The following is an 18,105-nucleotide window of genomic DNA, read 5'->3' on the forward strand; positions in this document are numbered from 1 at the left end:
CGTCACGGCGCGCCCGAGGCGGTGCCAAGCGCAGCTATTGCGGCGAGCAGGCCGTCGAAATCCGCGCGGGCGCACCAAGGCTGAATTGTGAAGCCCGATCGGACAGCTGCTTGCCCGTCTACCAGCCAGCCCTGCGCGAGGCCGGCGCGTTGTCCCGCCTCCATGTCGGCCTCCTTGTCGCCGACGATCAGCGAACGCCGCAGATCGAGCCCGAGGCGCCCGGCCGCCTCCAGCAACATGCCCGGATTGGGCTTGCGCATCGGATGATCGGCGACCGCAAGCACACCGGTGCCAGCTTCGTGATAGGCGCAGGCGACGACCATATCGACGAACGCATTTTCGGCGCGCAGCAGCTCGAGCACGCGGCCGTTGACGGCAGCGAAATCGCCCCAGCCGAAATAGCCACGCGCGATGCCCGACTGGTTGGTGACGATGATGACCGGAATGCCGGCCCGGTTGGCGGCGGCTATCACCGCGGCTATGTCCGCGCGCAGCACCATTTCGGCAGGATCATCCGGATAGCCCGTATCGACATTGATGGTGCCGTCGCGATCGAGGAACAGCGCCGGCGAGCCGGCGGCGAACAGCCTTGAGCCGACCTGCTCGACCCATAGGCCAGGCTCCGCCAGCGGATAGCGGCCAGAGGTCGGGGGATCAGCCATTGCTGAGGCGCGCTTCGACCACCTCGCACAAATGATGGTAAAGGCACAGATGCCCCTGCTGGATGATCGGCGTCGAGGTCGACGGCACGTTGAGCAGGATATCGGACAGAGGCTTCAGCTTGCCGCCGGTGTCGCCGGTCATGCCGATCACCGTCATGTCCATCCTCCGCGCCTGTTCGGCGGCGGCAAGGATGCTCGGCGAATTGCCGCTGGTCGAGATCGCCAGGAGCACCCCGCCGGCGGCGCCATGCGCCTCGACCTGGCGCGAAAAAACCGTGTCGAATCCATAGTCGTTGCCCCAGGCGGTCAGCACCGCTGCATTGGCCGGCAGCGCGATGACATTGTAGGCCTTGCGCTCCTTGAGAAAGCGGCCGACCAGTTCGCCGGCAATGTGGATGGCGTCGCTGGCCGAGCCGCCATTGCCGGCGATGAGCAAGGCTTTCCCCGACGAAAGCGCCGTCACCACCGCGCTCGCTGCCCGCCCCATCTCACCGGTCAGGTCCCGTTCGACCATGGCTGATATGGCAGCCGCGGAGCGGACAAGATAATCGTTCAACTCGGACATGAAACCCTCAGTTTGTGGTGCCGCCGGCGCGCAATTTGCCAATGGTGTTGGTGGTGCTTTTTCCGGCGACCAGATCGACCAGCACGACGCGTCCGCCGGCCTTCTGCACCACATCGGCGCCGACCACGGTGTCGACCGTGTAATCGGCCCCCTTGACCAGTATGTCGGGCAGCAGCGCTTCGATCAGCGCCAGCGGCGTATCTTCCTCGAACACCACGACCGCATCGACCGAGGCAAGTGCTGCCAGCACGCAGGCGCGGTCGTGCTGGTCGTTGACCGGGCGCCCGGCGCCCTTCAGTCGCCGCACCGAGGCATCGCTGTTAAGGCCGAGCACCAGCCGGTCGCACTGGCTGCGCGCCGCGTGCAGCAAGCTGACATGGCCGGCATGCAGGATGTCGAAGCAGCCATTGGTGAAGCCGACGCTCAGGCCCTCTTCCTTCCACGCCGCCACCATGCGGGCGGCCGATGTGGCATCGAGGATGGCGTCCTTGTGGGCGGTCGGCCCATGTGAACGGAACAGCGCGCCGGTGAGTTCCTCGACCGTCAGCCGCGCGGTGCCACGCTTGCCCACCACGACGCCACCAGCGGCATTGGCGATCGAAGCGGCCATGACCGTATCGGCGCCCACGGCCAGCGCCAGCGCGAAGCTCGCGATCACCGTGTCGCCGGCGCCCGAAACGTCGAACACTTCGCGCGCCTGGGTGGCGATGTGGCGCGCCTCGTCGGGACCGACCACGCTCATGCCCTTTTCGCTGCGCGTCGCAACGACGAAATCGAAACCATGTGCCGAAATCAGCTCGCGTGCGGCAGCCACGATCTCGTCATCGGCGAACACCGCATGGCCGACGGCCTCGCCGAGTTCCTTGCGGTTGGGGGTGATGGCGGTCGCCCCGGCATAGCGCGCATAATCGCGGCCCTTCGGGTCGACCAGCACCGGCTTTCCAGCCTCGCGGCAGATGGCGATCAAGTCGCCGGCGACGCCGTCGAGCAGGATGCCCTTGCCGTAGTCGGACAGGATGACGATGTCGGCGCGCGTCAGTGCGGCGCGGAAATGCCGGATCAGGCCGGCTCGCTCCGCAGCACCCAACGGCTTGATTTCCTCCTCGTCGAAGCGCAGCACCTGCTGGTTGAGCGCGCTGAAGCGGCTTTTGGACGAGGTCATGCGACCACGCTCCTGCGCGAGGCCCGCCGTATCGGCGCCAAGCTCGCCGAGCATCCGCACCAGGCTATCGCCTGCCACATCGGTGCCGATGACCGAGACGGGAACAGCGGCAGCACCAAGCGAAACGATGTTGGCCACGACATTGCCGGCACCGCCCATGGTCGAGGTCTCGCCGCGCCCGTGCAGCACCGGGATCGGCGCCTCCGGCGAGATCCGCTCGATGACACCGTTGACGAAACGATCGAGGATGAAGTCGCCGACCACCAGCACGGTGGCCTGGCCGAACCGCGCAATGGCGCGGTGCAACGGTTCGGGAGAAGGCGGATTGTGCTTGATCATGTCACTGGCAACACAGGGAAAAGGCCGATTTCAATCTCATAAGTGCTCATCAATCGACTGGTCGGATCGCTCATGGCGAAAGCCGATATACCGCAAATTCACGCAGCGCAACGGCAGGCATGATCCCGGCAGGCTCGGGCGGTCAGCTCTTCTGCAGGGCGACATGGACGCCCAGCCCGACCAGCACAGCTCCTCCCGCCCGTTGCATCAGCCGCTGTGCGCGGCTCGAACGCCGCAAACGGCCGATCACGGCGCCCGCCAGGAACACACAGACGATATCGGCCGAGGAGAACATCAGATTAACGATCGTGCCGAGCACGACGAACTGCAGCCAGACCGGAAACGCCGCCGAGGCGTCGATGAATTGCGGCAGGAACGCCATGAAGAAGATCGCTGTCTTCGGATTGAGCACCTCGACGGTGATGCTCTCGAAAAAGGCGCGCCGTGCCGATTTGCGCTCGATGGCAGGCAGCGACGCATCGCCGTCCGCGCGCTTGCGAAACAGCGAGACGCCAAGCCAGATCAGATAGAGCGCGCCGACCAGCTTGACCGCCTGGTAGAGGGTCGGCACGGCATGAAACAGCACCGACAGCCCGGCAGCCGCGGCGAAAACATGCACGTAGCCGCCCAGATGGATGCCAAGTGCCGCCGTCAGGCCGGACCAGCGGCCGCGCGCCATCGTCTGCGCGGCGGCATAGAGCATGGCCGGCCCTGGAATGTAGGCGAAGATCGCCGTGGTGGCGAAAAACGCGATGAGCAGTTCGGTCGATGGCATTTTTGGTCCCTCACGATCGTGCTCTGTTCTGTCGATTCAGTCCGCGCGCGGGATGGCTTTGGACTGACCCGTGCGGACAACCGCAGTAAAAGCGAACATAATTTTCTTGTGAAATGACGGGCTGAACGCGCCGATTCGCGCACCCGGCTCGAAATAGGCTGACGCTTCCAGGATATCATGATTGTACTCGTCGACCATGACCCAAAGGGGCATAGGGTAGAGGCCCGCACGGTGGCGTTCAATTTCCGGGATGCTGACGGCAACGCGATCACGGCCCGGCTGCGTGGAAGTGATTGCAAGGATGAAGAGGTTCGTACCGCCGGCTTTCCCAGGAAGGACAGCCACAAAGGCTACAGGCCGTGACTTCCGGCCTTCGGTCTCGCCGTCTCCGTGTTGGCGATGCCAAAGATATGGATATCGCCAGACGTCCGCAGCGGCGGGTTTAATCACGGTCCAATTCCGCGGCGTACTCCTCAAGCATCTCGACATGTTCGGTCGGGGCATCCTCCGCAGCGTAGACGCGGCGGCTGTCGTTGCCGAAGCGCGCTTCGTAGGCCTCGATGCTCATCAGGACGTATCTCGGCTTGTTGTGGCGAGTGATGGAGACCGGCTGCTGGCTGGCAGCTGCAAGCACATCTCCAAGATTCTGTTTCAGATCGGTCGATGGATAGTTTTTCATGGGATGTCCCGTTTTGTCCATAATAGACAAAACAGACAAAACAGACAAGCCCATAAAAATGGCAGGACAGGCACATGCCTGGCTTTATCGACAGCCCGCCTAGCCTCCCCTATAAGGGCCGGAATCGCAAGCAACCAGAGGCCCTTCATGATCATCGTCACGGGCGGCGCCGGTATGATCGGCTCCAACATCGTCGCCGCGCTGAATGCCGAAGGGCATGACGACATCCTCGTCGTCGACGACCTTACCGACGGTCACAAGATCGCCAATCTTGCCGATCTCAAGATCGCCGACTATCTCGACAAGGACGATTTCTTGGACCGCATGGAGGCAGGCTCGCTCGGCCGCATCGAGGCCATCTTCCACCAGGGCGCCTGCTCGACCACCACCGAGTGGAACGGCAAGTTCATGATGGAGGTGAACTACGCCTTCTCGAAACGGCTGCTGCACGCAAGCCAGGCGCTGCGCGTGCCCTTCCTCTACGCCTCCTCGGCTTCCGTCTATGGCGGCGGCTCGGAGTTTCGCGAGGATCCGGCGCTCGAGCGGCCGCTCAACGTCTACGCCTATTCCAAGAAGCTGTTCGACGACTTCGTCAGGCGAACCGTGTTCGCCGGGCTCACCGCCTTCGATACCGACCATTCACAGGTCGTGGGCTTGCGCTACTTCAACGTCTATGGCCCGCGCGAGGCGCACAAGGGCGCCATGGCCTCCGTCGCCTTCCATCTGTTCAACCAGGTCGAACGCGGCGAGAACCCGAAACTGTTCGGCGCCCATGACGGGTTCGGGCCCGGCGAACAAAGCCGCGACTTCATCCATGTCGGCGACGTCGCCGACGTCAATCTGTGGCTGTGGAAACAGGGCTCAAGCGGCATCTTCAATTGCGGCACCGGCCGTGCCCAGCCCTTCCGCGCCATAGCGGAAACAGTGATCGACACGCTGGGCAAGGGCGAGATCGAGTTCATCACCTTCCCCGACCATCTCAAGGGCAGCTACCAGAGCTTTACGCAAGCTGATATGTCCCGTTTGCGCGCGGCCGGTTACAATGGCCAATTCCGGACAGTGGAAACCGGTGTCAGAGACTATGTCGAATGGCTGAAAGCCCAACGATCCTCGTGATCGGCCCACGCTGGGTGGGCGACATGGTGATGGCGCAGTGCCTGTTTTCGGCGCTGAAGGAGTTGCATCCCAACGCCGCCATCGATGTGCTGGCGCCGGCCTGGGCAGCGCCGCTGGTCAAGCGCATGCCCGAAATCCGCCAGCAGATCGACTTTCCGCTCAAACCCGGCGCGCTCGAATTCACCCATCGCCGCCGCTTCGGCCGCCTGCTGCGCGGCCGCTACGACATCGCCTATATCCTGCCGGGCAGCTGGAAGTCGGCGCTGATCCCGTTCTTTGCCCGCATTCCGCGCCGGGTCGGCAACCTGCGCGAGATGCGCTATGGCCTGTTGACCGACATCGTGCCATTGCCCGACAGCATCAAACGACGCACCGCGCAGGCCTATTTCGGCCTTGCCCAGGGCGGTGGTTTCCGGGCGCCACGGCTTAGCGTGGACACGAAAAACCAGGTCGACCTGCTCGGCCGGTTCGGCCTAGCGCCGCAAAAATTCGTGGCCCTGATGCCCGGCGCCGAATTCGGCCCGGCCAAGCGCTGGCCCAGCGAAAGCTATGCCGGGCTTGCCCGCAATTTCATGGGCAAAGGCTTGAAGGTCGCTCTGTTCGGCTCGAAGAACGACCGCGACGTGACGGCGGAGATCGCGGCCCTGGCCCCCGGCGTCGTCGACCTCGCCGGACAGACGCGGCTGGAGGACGCCATCGACCTGATATCCGCCGCAAGGCTGGCCGTGTCCAACGACAGCGGGTTGATGCATGTCGCGGCCGCCGTCGGCACGCCGATCGTCGCCGTCTACGGCTCGACCTCGCCCGAGAACACGCCACCGCTGGCTGAGCACCGGGAACTGGTCTGGCTTAGCCTGTCGTGCTCGCCATGCCACCAGAAGGTCTGCCCGCTCGGCCACCTCAACTGCCTGAAGACGCTTGAAGTCGGCCAGGTCGCAGCAGCGGCGGAGCGGCTGCTGGACATCCCGGCAGCGGCATGAAGGTGCTGATCGTCAAGACGTCATCGATGGGCGATGTCATTCACACCTTTCCGGCCGTCGAGGATGCCCGTCGCAACCGCCCGGACCTGACCTTCGACTGGTGCGTCGAAGAGGCATTTGCCGGTATCGTCGCGCTTCACCCGGCGATCGACCGGATTCATACGGTGGCGATCCGGCGCTGGCGCAAGGCGCTGCTCGACGGCGCCACCTGGCGCGAGGCGGCCGCCCTGCGCCGGACCTTGCGCGATTGCCGGTACGACCTCGTCATCGATGCGCAAGGCCTCCTGAAATCGGCTCTGGTGGCAAGACAGGTGGGCTCCCACATTGCCGGCTTCGACCGTTCGAGCGCGCGCGAACCTTCTGCGACGCTGTTCTACGATGCCACTTATCCCGTGCCGCGCGACCTGCACGCCATCGAACGGACACGGCGGCTGTTCGGGCTGGCGCTCGGCTATCAGCCCGATCTTTCGACCCTGGACTCCGGCATCGTGCCGCCCGCCGGCACTCTGGCGGGCCCTTCTGGAAAAACCGCCTTCCTGCTGCACGGCACCAGCCGCGAAGACAAGAAATGGCCGGCCGAAGACTGGATTGAAACCGCCCGCCTGCTGGCTGAACGTGGGATGACGCCGGTCACGACCTGGTCGAACGAGCGTGAGAAGGCCGTGGCCGAAGCCATTGCCAAGGCAGTGCCATCGACAGTTGTGGTGCCAAAGTCACCGCTGGCCGACATCGCTGCGTTCATCGGCCGCTCGGAACTGGTCATCGGCGCCGACACCGGGCTCACTCACCTCGCCAGTGCCTTTGGCCTGCCGACGGTCGCGGTGTTCCTGGCAACCGAGCCCGGGTTGACGGGTCCTCGCGGGCAATATGCGTCGACGCTTTTGGCACCGCCCAGGGGGCGTGTGATGCCGGCGGAGGTGGTGGCGGAGGCAGAAAGGCTGCTGGCGCTTAAAGTCGGCGCCAGCACCGGTTGATTTAGTCAATAATTGAATTGAAAGGCTAGCGCTGCCGCGCCCACCTCAAATTGCTCTAGATGAACTGCACCTGGACGATCTCATACCCCCTGGCACCGCCAGGCGCATTGACCTCGATGGCGTCGCCGACTTCCTTGCCGATGAGCGCACGCGCGATCGGCGAGGAGATCGAAATGCGGCCGGACTTCACGTCCGCCTCCTGGTCGCCGACGATCCGGTAGGTCTTCTTTTCCTCGGTATCCTCGTCGACCAGCACCACGGTGGCGCCGAACTTGATCTTGTCGCCGCTGAGCTTGCTGACGTCGATCACCTCGGCCCGCGCGATATAATCTTCAAGCTCGTTGACGCGGCCCTCGTTGAGGCTCTGCGCCTCTTTGGCGGCATGATATTCGGCATTTTCGGACAGGTCGCCATGCGAGCGCGCTTCGGAGATCGCCTCGATGATGCGCGGCCGCTCTTCCTGCTGGCGCCAGCGCAGTTCTTCCTTCAATGACGCGAACCCCTCGCCTGTCATCGGGACCTTGTTCATGATGCCTGACCTTTCCTGCTGCCACCCCCGCGTTTCGGGGAAAGCCTTGTCGATGGTACAAAAAGAAAACGGGTCCGGCAGCCTCGGGCTAACGGAACCGTTTCACCGCAATTTCCCTGAATATAGCAATCTTCGCGGGTTTTTCACGCCCAAAAATCGGTTTTGTAAAAATCATCCCCGCATTCATCAGCCGGGGGCGGTGAATGAGACTGGGGGCAACAAAAGCGGCCGCGATCGCTCGCGGCCGCTTAAAAGAGCCCTGGAATCTTTTCAGCTTCGCATAAAATGGTCGATCTGCTCGGCCAGCATGCCGTATTCGCGCGAACCCTTGCCGGTCCGCTTCTCGATTTCCATCAGCTGTTGCTGGGCGCCGGCCAGATCGCCGATCTGCAGATGCGCTTCGCCGAGATATTCACGCACCAGCGTGTAGTCCGGATCGATGCGCAGCGCTTCCTCGTAATAGCCGAGGCCGACTGTGACGCGGCCGGAATGGCGGTGCGAATAGCCGAGATAGTTGAGGATGCGCGGATCCTGCTTGTTGGCGGCAAGGCTGAGCACGGCGATCGCCTCGTCATAGCGCCCGGCCATCGCCAACGCATGGCCGGCATCATAGATGCTGTCGTCGTCGAGCATGCCCTCCTGGGGTGCGACGCACTTTTTCTTCTTCTTATCCCAGACTTCGCCCTTCTTGCATTGGGTGACGGTCTGATCGCTGCCGCCACTGTCACCGCCGGCGGCGAACACCGGAACGGCAAGGAACTGCAGCGCGACAAGGGCAGTCGCCGCCTGGATCAGCACTCTTTTATGCATCGAAACCTCCTGGAGGGGTGAGAATGCAACACTAACGCCGGTCGGCTTGCGTTTCATCCCGGAAAATTACGTGCGGGAGAACATCAGGTGACGGATGCTGCGAATCCGCTATCATCCGGCAAACGACCTGAGGGAGACGGCCCTTGCAGCGGCGGCTTGAAAAGGACTGGGAGCTTTCGATCGGCCCCGACACGGTGCGCTTGTTCATCCTCAAGGCCAAGGCGCTGAGTGCGGCCGTCAATGAAGACTATGCAGATGGCGCCGAGCACGAGGTCGAACTCGACGGCGAGTCCCATGTCAACCATCACCATGACGGCCTTGCCGAGGAAAGCTCGGAGAATCTGACCGAGGAAGAGCTGCGCGAGCTGATAAACGACCTCAATGTCGATGAAGCAGCCGAGCTGATCGCGCTGGCCTGGGTCGGTCGCGGCGACTACGACGCCACCGAATGGGCGGACGCGCTGGCGGCAGCGCGCGAACGCGCCAACAAGCGCACCGCGAAATACCTGCTCGGCATGCCGCTGCTCGCCGACTGGCTGGAGGAAGGGCTGGAAGCGATCGGTGCGTAACGACGCGGTTACCGTTCGTGATGGGGCCAAGGCAACTTTCCTCGCGTCGGCGCCGTTGACGGCGATGGGGTCGATTGTCTTTTCCCGAATATGCAGGATCGCGTTCGTCATGGCCGTCACGGTCTTGCTGGTGATGCCGGCCGAGGCGAGACATCGCCATCGGCATCACGAGCCGTTGACACCGAGGATAGAGCAGCCGTTGACACCAAGAGCCGAACAGTCCCTTAAACCGCGAGGCGGAAAGCGCCTGAAACCACGAAGACACCGGTCGGTGACGCCGAAGCAGGCACAGCAGAAAACGCTGCCGCCGCTACCCTTGCCTGCCGATGTGCCGATGCCCAGACCCGGCATTTCGGGATCCGGACCCGCCATTCCAGTGCCGGAACCACGCCCGGCGGACGCTGCGAACACCGCCGGCGCGCCCGACCGTTCCAATGAAGAAAAATCCCGCCAGGAAAAGCAGGCACTTCCCGAGCCGCCGGCTCCCGAACCCTCAGCCGATACGGAAAGCGAACCGGAGCCGCCCGCGGTCGCGCCAACGCCGACACCAAAACCCGACATCGCGGAGCCCGAGGCTCAGCCGCCCAACATTGGCCCGCAGCCGTCGCAAAAGCCGGCCGATGCAGACGACGAGAAGATGCTGCCAGACCCGCGCTCGGCCGACATGCCCGATGAAAAAATGCCGGCCGAGGAAGTCGCATGCCGCGAACGGCTGAAGATGCTCGGCGTCGAATTCGAAGAACACAAGGCGGAAAGCCAGGCCGAAATCGGCTGTTCGATCCCCTATCCCATCGTGCTGAAGACCCTTGGAAAGTCCGTCGCCATCGGCCCCGCCACCGAGCTCAACTGCAAGATGGCCGAGGCAATGGCGCGTTTTGCCGCCGATGTCATCCAGCCGGCTGCGAAAGCCGAATTCGGTGCGGACCTGAAATCGATCGGCCAGGCGTCGGCTTTTGTCTGCCGGCCACGCAACGGCACACGAAAACTGTCGGAACACGCGTTCGGCAACGCACTCGACATCGCCAGCTTCACGCTGTCGGACGGCAAGAAGATCGAGGTCGGCCCGGCGCCGCCCGAGAAGGACGCCAAATTCCTCAACGCCGTGCGCAAGGCCGCCTGCGGACCCTTCAAGACGGTGCTCGGTCCGGGCGCCGATCCGGATCATTCCCTGCATTTCCATCTCGATCTCGAACCGAGACGGCATGGCGGAACGTTCTGCCAATAGCCGGAAGCGCACTCAGGAAGTTGGGCTAATATCTATTGCATAGCGCTCGGGGGAAGCGGCTTGTCGATCTCGGCCTTCATGATCAAAACACCACGTGTAAAATCATCAAAATCTTCGATACTCATGCTGCAAGTCTCTTGGACCAAACTTCTATGTCGGAATTGAACCACAACATATTTCTGCTGGTCCCTGTCCAGCTTCAGAAGAAAGGCAAACGAATAGGGGCTCCTACGCAGAGTTACATATACTTCACGCAGATCACGGGCGGTGAAGAACCGTTTTATCGCACGCCACATTGGCATTTCTCCCCCTCCAACAGCAATTGGTATAGGTTAGGCAAGCGACCCTGTCGAAGATAAATTGCCTTCCGCAATGATCCGCGTGCCGCAATTCGGCCGCAGGCATGAACGCGGACGCTGAGTTTTCCTTTACCCTTGATCGTTAAAATGCCGGATATCCATCAACGGGATTCCGCCAATGGCCGGCAAATTTCGGGCCGTGTTTTTCGCCGCCGCGCGCCAGTCAAAATATGCAGCAAGGCTGACCGCCGGCCTGGCGCTGGCGGCGCTTTCCGCCTGCAACACCGGCAGTGTGCTGTCGCTGCAGCCGGCCGTCGACGTCGGCGCGCAGACGGCTGCCGTGCCGCAATATGCCGGCATGCAGAAGCTTGTTCCTTCCAATCCATACATGACGCAGGCCGCTTATCCGCGCATGGACGAGCCGATGTCGCCCGTCGAGCAGATGCCGGCCAGCGAAACCGACTGCCGGCAGCAATTGAAGCGCCTCGATGTCGCCTACACCGACCTGGCGCCGATCCATGAAGGCCAGTGCGGCATCGATTATCCGGTCAAGGTTTCGGCCATCGGCAACATCCAGATGAAACCCGCCGCGACCCTGACCTGCGACATGGCCGCCACCTTTGCCGGCTGGACGAAGAACGAGCTCGTCCCCTCCGCCCGCTGGCGTTATTTCTCCGGTGTCAAGACCATCCACCAGGGCTCCAGCTATTCCTGCCGCAGGATTGCCGGCGAAGGTGTACTGTCCGAGCACGGCAAGGGCAATGCGCTCGACGTCATGAGCATCGAACTCAACAATGGCGACGACATCGACGTGCGCAAGCCCGGCCTGTTCGCCTTCCGCACCCGGGGCTTCCTCAACAATGTACGCGCCGACGGCTGCCAGTATTTCACCACCGTGCTCGGCCCCGGCTACAATTACGACCACCGCAACCATTTCCATTTCGACATCAAGAACCGCAAGAACGGTTATCGCGCCTGCCGTTAGAAAGAGATCAGCCTAGTCGGCGCCACCGGTTGAAGCGGCGATTTGCCGTGCGACCAAGTCCTGGATGCGCCAGAGATTCTGGTCGCGGATGCCGCTCTCTTCAAGCTTGCTCACGGTCCTGAACAAATACTGCGCCGAAGAGCCCCAATGACCGGCAGCCCGTGCCAGAGTGTCGGCAACCTGCTCCAATGGCAACCGGCCGGCATAGGCCCTGCCATCCGGCGCGGCGACGAAGGCCAAGGCATGCAGCGGCCCGTCCTTGGTCTTGACCTTGATCCAGCATGGCACGTTGGTTGGCGGGTTGGCATCGATCTCGCGGCGCATCAACTGGCCGAGTTGCCCGAAATGGTCTTCCGCGGGCAGCCGATAGACGATGCCGTTGCAACTGCCGCCTCGATCGAGCGCCAGCATCAGGGCCGGCAAATCACGGGTTCCGCGCCAGCGGGTCAGCTTCAGGCAAAACGAGCGGTGCCATCCCGGCGCCGTGGCCGGGCGCTGCTCGACATGGGCGAATTCGGGGTTCCAGATCAACGACCCGTAGGCAAAGACCCAAAGCGTGTCGGGACGATGCTGCGAAAGCAGCTTTTCGACCAGGCCATCGAACTCCGCATCGGTGTGCTCGCTGGTTCCGGGCTCTGGCCCGGGATCAGGCTCGACACGCTCAACCTGCGCGACAAGCTCGGCGGTCAACGCCATTGGCTTGCGGCCTGCCAGCTTCCGCTCCATTGCTGCCCCCACGAAGAAACGATGGCCCACGATAAAGCGGCGGCGCGCTGCTGGCCATTGATTTCCAGGGTCCCTCGGGCAAAAGATACCGCACGGATCGGGCGGCGTTCATGAGCCAGCGAAGTTTTCGGCGACGCGTTGCAATCTGGGTGGCGACCTTGCTGGCCGCCTATCTGGCGCTCGCCTATTTCGCCGCACCGGAATTCTGGACGTTTCACGATCGCGGCTTTCGCAAGCACAGCTTCGAGATGGTGACGCACACGCCGCAAGGCATTCCGGGCGATCCCATCAATGTCGGTCTTGTCGGTACGCGAAAGGAAGTAATCCACGCCTTCGCCGTCGCCGGCTGGGACACCGCCGACGCCGTGACCCTGAAGACCGCGATCGAGATCGGTGAAAGCGTGCTGTTCGACCACCCCTACCCCGATGCGCCGGTCAGCAGGCTGCTGTTCGATGGCCGCGCCCAGGATCTCGCCTTCGAAAAGCCGGACGGCCTCAGCGCCGACCGCCGGCATCATGTGCGCTTCTGGCAGACCGAGGCAAGCGGCGACGATGGCCGGCCGCTGTGGCTGGGCTCGGCCAGCTTCGATCGCGGCGTCGGCCTCAGCCACGACACCGGCGCCGTCACCCACCATATCGGCCCCGACATCGACGCCGAGCGCGATTTCCTGATGCGCGACCTGGCCACCGCCGGCACGCTGATCTCGACCAGCGACATATCGGGCGTCGGCGCCACCAGTACGGGCCGCAATGGCGGCGGCGATCCCTATTTCACGGACGGCGAGGCGATTGTCGGCATGTTGAAGCAGCTGCCATGACCCATCGCAAAAGTCAGTTCGTGGTGATCACGATCTTGCCGAACGGCCCTTTCTCCAGATGCTGCAAGGCCTGTGGCACCTCGTCGAAGCCAAAGACCTTGTCGATGACCGGCTTGATCGCCAGCGCCTCGATCGCCTGATTCATACGTTCGAAGGCGCGGCGATGGCCGACCGACAGGCCCTGCACGGTGATGCGGTTGCGCATGAAGGGCACGATAGGGAAGCTGAGCTCCATCGCGCCCAGCAGGCCGATGATCGACAGCCGGCCGTCGGCGGCCAGCGCGTTCAGCGATCGCCGTGCATTGTCGCCGCCGACCATTTCCAGCACGTGGTTGACGCCCAGCCCATTCGTCAGCTCACGCGCGGCCTCGTCCCAGGCCGGTTGCGTGCGGTAGTTGATCCCTTGCCAGGCGCCGAGCTTTCTTGCCCGCTCAAGCTTTTCGTCGCTGCTTGAGGTGACGATGGCGCGCAGGCCGAACGCGGTGGCGAACTGCAGCGCAAACAGCGACACGCCGCCGGTGCCCTGGATCAGAATGGTCTGGCCCGGCACCGGTCTGGTCGCTTCGGCCATGGCGAACCAGGCCGTCAGCGCCGCGATCGGCAATGTCGCGGCCTCGATGTCGCCGAGCGATGGCGGCGCCAGCACCGCGGCGTCCTCGCCGAAGATGACATGATCGGAAAGCATGCCCGACAGCGACGACCCCAGCGTGTGCTTATGCAGCACTGGCGGTGCGTCGCCATCCGGCCAATCGGCGATCACCTGGCCGAGCACGCGCTGGCCGACATGAAAGCGGCTGACCGCACTGCCGACGGCCACCACTTCACCCACCGCGTCGGATGTCGGCACGAAGGGAAAGGCAAGATCGGGGATCAGCACGCCGTCTACGATCATCTTGTCCTTGTAGTTGAGTGACACGGCCTTGGTCCGCACCAGCAAATCGTGCGGCCCTGGCTCGGGTACCTTGCCTTCCACCTGGCTTAGCCTCGACAGGCCAAAACCGCTCATCTGCCAGGATCTGTTGATTGGGGTGCTCATGTCGCGTCGCGCTCCGTGCGTTGATGCAGGCGAGACATTTATGCCTTTCGACTATGGAAAATAGTGCTTTCGTGCGGTATAATTTGACACTGATTGCGGACTAAAAGTCGACAATAGGAAATCGCCATGGAAACGGCCGACCTGCAAGGCATCGTCGCGTTCGTTCAGGCGGTGGAGGCCGGCAGCTTCACCAGCGCCGGCGAGCGGCTGCATGTGACGAAGTCGGCGATCGGCAAATCGATCGCGCAGCTGGAGCAGAGACTCGGCGTTCGCTTGCTGAACCGCACCACCCGCAGCCTCAGCCCGACCAGCGAAGGCGTCAGCTATTATGAAGCTTGCGTCCGGGCCCTTGCCGAGATCGAAGCCGCACAGTCGCTGCTTGCCTCGCGCCGGCAGGTCCCGTCTGGCCGGCTTCGGATCGACGTGCCGCTGGCCTTCGGCCGACGCTGCGTCGCCCCCGTGCTGTTCGAGATTTCGAGGGAATTTCCGGACCTGACGGTGGAAGTCTCCTTCAATGACCGCCGCGTCGACCTGATCGAGGAGGGCATCGACCTGGCGATCCGCATGGGCGAACTCGACGACAGCCTGTCGCTTGCGGCCAGGCGCCTCTACGCCCAGCGCTCGGCCATATGCGCGGCTCCCGACTATCTCGACAGGCATGGCCGGCCGCAATCGGTCGAGGATCTCGCCGATCACAGCGTCATTGGCTACGGTCGCGAGGGCATCGTCCGTCCCTGGGTGATCAGGCATTCCGACGGCCATCTCGCAACCTTCATGCCCAAGGCGCGACTCGTTCTCGGCCATGGCGAACCGATGCTGGATGCAGCGCTCGCCGGCTGCGGCATCGCCTTCCTGCCGACATGGCTGGCCGCCGACAGCCTCAAAAGCGGCGATCTCGAAATGGTGCTGTCGGACTGCCTGGTCGAGAACATCGTCGTGCATGCCGTCTGGCCGGTAACGCGCGCGCTCACGCCAAAGGTACGGGTTGTCGTCGACGCCCTCGTCGAACATTTTTCGACGCCGCCCTGGGATGCCGCGTGACCGAAATGCCGGTCATTTCTCAAAAATCACGTCAGACTATTTTCGAAGACCGCGCCGCAATGCTATTGACCGCTCATGTTATACGTAGAAATCGCTATCGTGGTCGTCCTCATCTGTGTGAACGGCCTTCTGTCGATGTCCGAACTTGCCATCGTCTCGTCGCGACCGGCCCGCCTGAAAGCGATGATCGACCGCGGCATCAATGGCGCCGGCCGCGCGCTCGAGCTTGGCTCGAATCCCGGCAAGTTCCTCTCCTCGGTGCAGATCGGCATCACCCTGGTCGGCGTCCTCTCCGGCGCCTTTTCCGGCGCCACGCTCGGCGAACGGCTGGCGCAGTTCCTGGCCTCGACCGGCATCCGCGAGACCGTCGCCGATCCGCTCGGCGTCGGCATCGTCGTCGCCATCATCACCTATTTCTCGCTGATCGTCGGCGAGCTGGTGCCCAAGCAGATTGCCTTGCGCGACCCAGAGCGGGTCGCCGCCAGGGTCGCTCCGGCAATGACCATCCTCGCCACCATCTCGGCGCCGCTGGTCTTCCTGCTCGACTTCTCCGGCCGCACCATATTGTGGCTGCTCGGCCAGCGCGGCGAAAGCGAGGAGAAGGTCACCGATGAGGAGATCAAGATGCTGGTCGCCGAGGCCGAGCATCACGGCACCATCGAATCCGACGAGCGGCGCATGATCGCCGGCGTCATGCGGCTTGGCGACCGCGCCGTGCGCGCGGTGATGACGCCGCGCACCGAGGTCGACTGGATCAATCTGCAATCCGACGAGGCGGCCATCCGCAAGCTGCTCATGGAAACCCAGCATTCGCGCCTGCCGGCAGGTGACGGCGGCGTCGATGTCATGATCGGCGTCGTCCAGACGCGTGACGTGCTGGCGGCGTTGCTTGCCGGCCGCGTGCTCGACCCGCGCAGGCATGTTCGCGCAGCCCCCATCGTCTACGACCAGGCCGACGCGCTGGATGTGCTGCAGAAGCTGAAGGAATCCGACGTGCCGATGGCGCTGGTGCATGACGAATACGGCCATTTCGAAGGCATCGTCACCCCGGCCGACATTCTGGAAGCCATCACCGGCGTGTTCCGCGCGGACACAGACGCCGGCGACGAGGAGAACGCGGTCAAGCGCGAGGACGGCTCATGGCTGCTCGCCGGCTACATGCAGGCCGACGAGATGGCCGACATTCTCGGCATCGACCTGCCGGAAAACCGCGATTACGAAACCGTCGCCGGTTATGTGCTGTCGCACATGCACCATCTGCCGGCCACTGGCGAATGCGTCGACGCGCAGGGCTGGCGCTTCGAGGTGGTCGATCTCGACGGCCGCCGCATCGACAAGCTGATCGCCACCCGCCTGCCCGGCGTCCACCGCGAGGCGGTGCGCTGACATGTTCGAATGTCAGCTTTTGACCGGTTAGCTGACGCCGCCCTCTGCCAGAGGTCGAACTGGTTTCAACAAACCGAAGAAGCCAATGATGCGCGTTATCCGTTTCTGCTCCTCATCTAGAAAAGCGATGTCCAGGCCCTCGGGTAAAGACGAACCGTCAGGCATCACAAACTTCCACGCGAAGCGCGCGACGCCGTGATGAACATCCACGTTGCTGGTCCGCAGAATGCAGGCACCAGGATGCTTGCTCTGAATTCCTGCAATGTGGGCTAGCAGTTCTTTGGCACCAACAGCGTGAACGGTTGGATCTGTATACGTCGCGCCATCGCTCAAGACCGATAGCAGCGACGCCCGCCGCTTCTCGGCGTTTTCGGTGGACCACGATGCACAATACTTATCAATGAGATGCGTCAAAGGCATGCTACTTCCCTGTCGCCAGAAAATGCGAGAGCGCGGCGAAATCATCGTGCAAGTGGCCCGCCGCTATGGCCCGTTTGAATATCGCATCATAACCATCGACTATTGAACGGTCGATTCCGCGGAACTGCATCAACTCCAACAGATGCTGCATTGCGCCGTGGTGCGCCGAGATCGACGAGAGCGTTTCGTTATCGCTGGCAAATCGGCCAGCGCTCGTCCGCTTGATGAGGTCGGTCACCAGGCCGTCAATGACCGGCGCCGTCGCGGACCACTGCCGCGCCAGTTCACCCAGTTCGATCTCTTCGGCCTGCGACACGGCGATCGCATGGAGCGTCCCGAACAGAGCGCCCCACATGATAGCCAGTAGTGCGCTATCGAGCGCGTTCGCACGCCCTGGTTCTTCGCCAACATGCTGGACATTGCCACCCAAGGCGCGAAACACATCGCGGTTCGTGTCGAAAGCCTCCCTTGGCCCGGCAAGCAGGATGGTCCCGGCGTCCGTGCCGATATAATCCGGCGTCGCCATGATCGCGCCATCAAGGTAGTTTGCGCCGTGCTTCGTACACCATTCAGCGGCTTCCCGTGCGCCACTCGGCGTCCCCGAAGTCAACTCCACGATCAGCTTGCCGCGAATGGCTGAGGCGATGGCGTCACTGTGGAGAAGCGCTTTTGTCGCCTTATAGTCGCTGACATTCACAATGATGATCTCGCCTGCGTTCACGGCTTCCTCCACGGAGGACGCGGCGATTGCGCCCAGCCTGGCGAGTGGATCGGTCTTCTGTCTGGTTCTGTTCCAGACAGTCGTCGGATATCCCGACTGAAGCAGGCTGCCGGCGAGCGCCGAGCCCATACGGCCCGTTCCAATGACCGTGATTGAAAGCTTCATTCCACACTCCATATCAATTGGCGGCGTCAGACCGCGTTTTGCTGTGATCGTCTTGAGAGGTATGTCAAAACGAGCGGCGCGCGATACGCACCCGGGCGTAAGTGGTCACCAGAAGGTAAGGAA

The 18,105-nt window shown here is 63.0% G+C and carries 21 protein-coding genes; 9 read left to right on the top strand and 12 right to left on the bottom strand.

Annotated elements, in window-relative coordinates; all coding sequences use genetic code 11:
• Positions 1-2 precede the first annotated feature (2 nt).
• The 6 genes from NKI21_RS06430 to NKI21_RS06455 form a co-directional block, all read right to left on the bottom strand.
• On the bottom strand, positions 3-662 hold the full coding sequence (locus NKI21_RS06430; RefSeq protein WP_352440413.1) for an HAD family hydrolase: 660 nt from the start codon (positions 660-662) through the stop codon (positions 3-5).
• Entirely contained in the window at positions 655-1,227 is a 573-nt protein-coding gene (locus NKI21_RS06435; RefSeq protein WP_023809738.1) for a D-sedoheptulose-7-phosphate isomerase, read from the bottom strand. Before NKI21_RS06435 ends, NKI21_RS06430 begins: the two co-directional genes overlap by 8 nt.
• A 7-nt stretch (positions 1,228-1,234) precedes the next feature.
• Positions 1,235-2,728, bottom strand: coding sequence for a D-glycero-beta-D-manno-heptose-7-phosphate kinase (rfaE1, locus tag NKI21_RS06440; RefSeq protein ID WP_023809739.1), 1,494 nt, complete (start codon positions 2,726-2,728; stop codon positions 1,235-1,237).
• Positions 2,729-2,870: 142 nt separating this feature from the next.
• Positions 2,871-3,503: a LysE family translocator gene (locus NKI21_RS06445; protein WP_352440412.1), complete on the bottom strand. Its 633-nt coding sequence runs from the start codon at positions 3,501-3,503 to the stop codon at positions 2,871-2,873.
• Positions 3,504-3,539: 36 nt separating this feature from the next.
• Positions 3,540-3,953 carry a hypothetical protein gene (locus tag NKI21_RS06450; RefSeq protein WP_352440411.1) on the bottom strand — a complete coding sequence of 138 codons (414 nt, stop codon included), beginning with the start codon at positions 3,951-3,953 and terminating at the stop codon, positions 3,540-3,542.
• The gene (locus NKI21_RS06455) at positions 3,946-4,182 is read right to left on the bottom strand and encodes a type II toxin-antitoxin system Phd/YefM family antitoxin (protein WP_023809741.1); all 237 of its coding nucleotides are present in this window, start codon (positions 4,180-4,182) and stop codon (positions 3,946-3,948) included. Before NKI21_RS06455 ends, NKI21_RS06450 begins: the two co-directional genes overlap by 8 nt.
• A 147-nt stretch (positions 4,183-4,329) precedes the next feature.
• Here NKI21_RS06455 and rfaD point away from each other — a divergent pair, with 147 nt between their 5' ends.
• From rfaD to waaC, 3 genes are read left to right on the top strand one after another with little or no spacing between them, the layout of a single operon-like run.
• Positions 4,330-5,298: an ADP-glyceromanno-heptose 6-epimerase gene (gene rfaD, locus NKI21_RS06460; RefSeq protein WP_352864988.1), complete on the top strand. Its 969-nt coding sequence runs from the start codon at positions 4,330-4,332 to the stop codon at positions 5,296-5,298.
• Positions 5,271-6,278 carry a lipopolysaccharide heptosyltransferase II gene (gene waaF / locus NKI21_RS06465; RefSeq protein WP_352440409.1) on the top strand — a complete coding sequence of 336 codons (1,008 nt, stop codon included), beginning with the start codon at positions 5,271-5,273 and terminating at the stop codon, positions 6,276-6,278. The genes rfaD and waaF overlap by 28 nt, the downstream gene beginning before the upstream one ends.
• The gene (gene waaC, locus NKI21_RS06470; protein WP_352440408.1) at positions 6,275-7,252 is read left to right on the top strand and encodes a lipopolysaccharide heptosyltransferase I; all 978 of its coding nucleotides are present in this window, start codon (positions 6,275-6,277) and stop codon (positions 7,250-7,252) included. Before waaF ends, waaC begins: the two co-directional genes overlap by 4 nt.
• Positions 7,253-7,307: 55 nt before the next feature.
• Here the strand turns inward: waaC and greA are convergent, their stop codons facing one another.
• Entirely contained in the window at positions 7,308-7,781 is a 474-nt protein-coding gene (gene greA, locus NKI21_RS06475; protein WP_013530066.1) for a transcription elongation factor GreA, read from the bottom strand.
• 270 nt (positions 7,782-8,051) lie between these two features.
• Complete coding sequence (locus NKI21_RS06480; RefSeq protein WP_023809744.1) at positions 8,052-8,591, bottom strand: tetratricopeptide repeat protein; 540 nt, start codon at positions 8,589-8,591, stop codon at positions 8,052-8,054.
• 143 nt (positions 8,592-8,734) lie between these two features.
• Here NKI21_RS06480 and NKI21_RS06485 point away from each other — a divergent pair, with 143 nt between their 5' ends.
• The 3 genes from NKI21_RS06485 to NKI21_RS06495 all read left to right on the top strand — a co-directional run bounded on the left by NKI21_RS06485 (position 8,735) and on the right by NKI21_RS06495 (position 11,669).
• On the top strand, positions 8,735-9,160 hold the full coding sequence (locus tag NKI21_RS06485) for a DUF3775 domain-containing protein (RefSeq protein WP_013530064.1): 426 nt from the start codon (positions 8,735-8,737) through the stop codon (positions 9,158-9,160).
• A 187-nt stretch (positions 9,161-9,347) separates the two neighbouring features.
• Positions 9,348-10,385, top strand: a complete 1,038-nt coding sequence (locus NKI21_RS06490; protein ID WP_031212699.1) for an extensin-like domain-containing protein — start codon at positions 9,348-9,350, stop codon at positions 10,383-10,385.
• 477 nt (positions 10,386-10,862) lie between these two features.
• Positions 10,863-11,669, top strand: a complete 807-nt coding sequence (locus NKI21_RS06495) for an extensin-like domain-containing protein (RefSeq protein ID WP_352440407.1) — start codon at positions 10,863-10,865, stop codon at positions 11,667-11,669.
• A 12-nt stretch (positions 11,670-11,681) separates the two neighbouring features.
• Here the strand turns inward: NKI21_RS06495 and NKI21_RS06500 are convergent, their stop codons facing one another.
• The gene (locus NKI21_RS06500) at positions 11,682-12,395 is read right to left on the bottom strand and encodes a gamma-glutamylcyclotransferase (RefSeq protein WP_352440406.1); all 714 of its coding nucleotides are present in this window, start codon (positions 12,393-12,395) and stop codon (positions 11,682-11,684) included.
• A 110-nt stretch (positions 12,396-12,505) separates the two neighbouring features.
• Between NKI21_RS06500 and NKI21_RS06505 the strand changes: the two genes are divergently transcribed.
• Positions 12,506-13,213 carry an LssY C-terminal domain-containing protein gene (locus tag NKI21_RS06505; protein ID WP_352440405.1) on the top strand — a complete coding sequence of 236 codons (708 nt, stop codon included), beginning with the start codon at positions 12,506-12,508 and terminating at the stop codon, positions 13,211-13,213.
• 13 nt (positions 13,214-13,226) lie between these two features.
• Here NKI21_RS06505 and NKI21_RS06510 read toward each other — a convergent pair whose 3' ends face one another.
• Entirely contained in the window at positions 13,227-14,249 is a 1,023-nt protein-coding gene (locus NKI21_RS06510) for a zinc-dependent alcohol dehydrogenase family protein (RefSeq protein WP_352440404.1), read from the bottom strand.
• Positions 14,250-14,375: 126 nt separating this feature from the next.
• On the opposite strand from NKI21_RS06510, the gene NKI21_RS06515 reads away from it, so the two are divergent.
• Together NKI21_RS06515 and NKI21_RS06520 are read left to right on the top strand one after the other, a co-directional pair.
• The gene (locus NKI21_RS06515) at positions 14,376-15,290 is read left to right on the top strand and encodes a LysR family transcriptional regulator (RefSeq protein ID WP_023809750.1); all 915 of its coding nucleotides are present in this window, start codon (positions 14,376-14,378) and stop codon (positions 15,288-15,290) included.
• Between the two features lie 75 nt (positions 15,291-15,365).
• Entirely contained in the window at positions 15,366-16,676 is a 1,311-nt protein-coding gene (locus NKI21_RS06520) for a hemolysin family protein (RefSeq protein WP_352440403.1), read from the top strand.
• A gap of 27 nt (positions 16,677-16,703) precedes the next feature.
• Here the strand turns inward: NKI21_RS06520 and NKI21_RS06525 are convergent, their stop codons facing one another.
• Both NKI21_RS06525 and NKI21_RS06530 read right to left on the bottom strand, forming a co-directional pair.
• Positions 16,704-17,096 (bottom strand): hypothetical protein, encoded by a 393-nt coding sequence (locus NKI21_RS06525; RefSeq protein WP_023809752.1) that lies wholly within the window; start codon positions 17,094-17,096, stop codon positions 16,704-16,706.
• A gap of 1 nt (position 17,097) precedes the next feature.
• A complete protein-coding gene (locus tag NKI21_RS06530) occupies positions 17,098-17,982 on the bottom strand; it encodes an NAD(P)-dependent oxidoreductase (protein WP_352629988.1) in 885 nt (294 codons plus the stop codon).
• Between the last annotated feature and the right edge of the window lie 123 nt (positions 17,983-18,105).

It is taken from the genome of Mesorhizobium sp. M0715 (assembly GCF_040320355.1).
Taxonomy (GTDB): Bacteria; Pseudomonadota; Alphaproteobacteria; order Rhizobiales; family Rhizobiaceae; genus Mesorhizobium.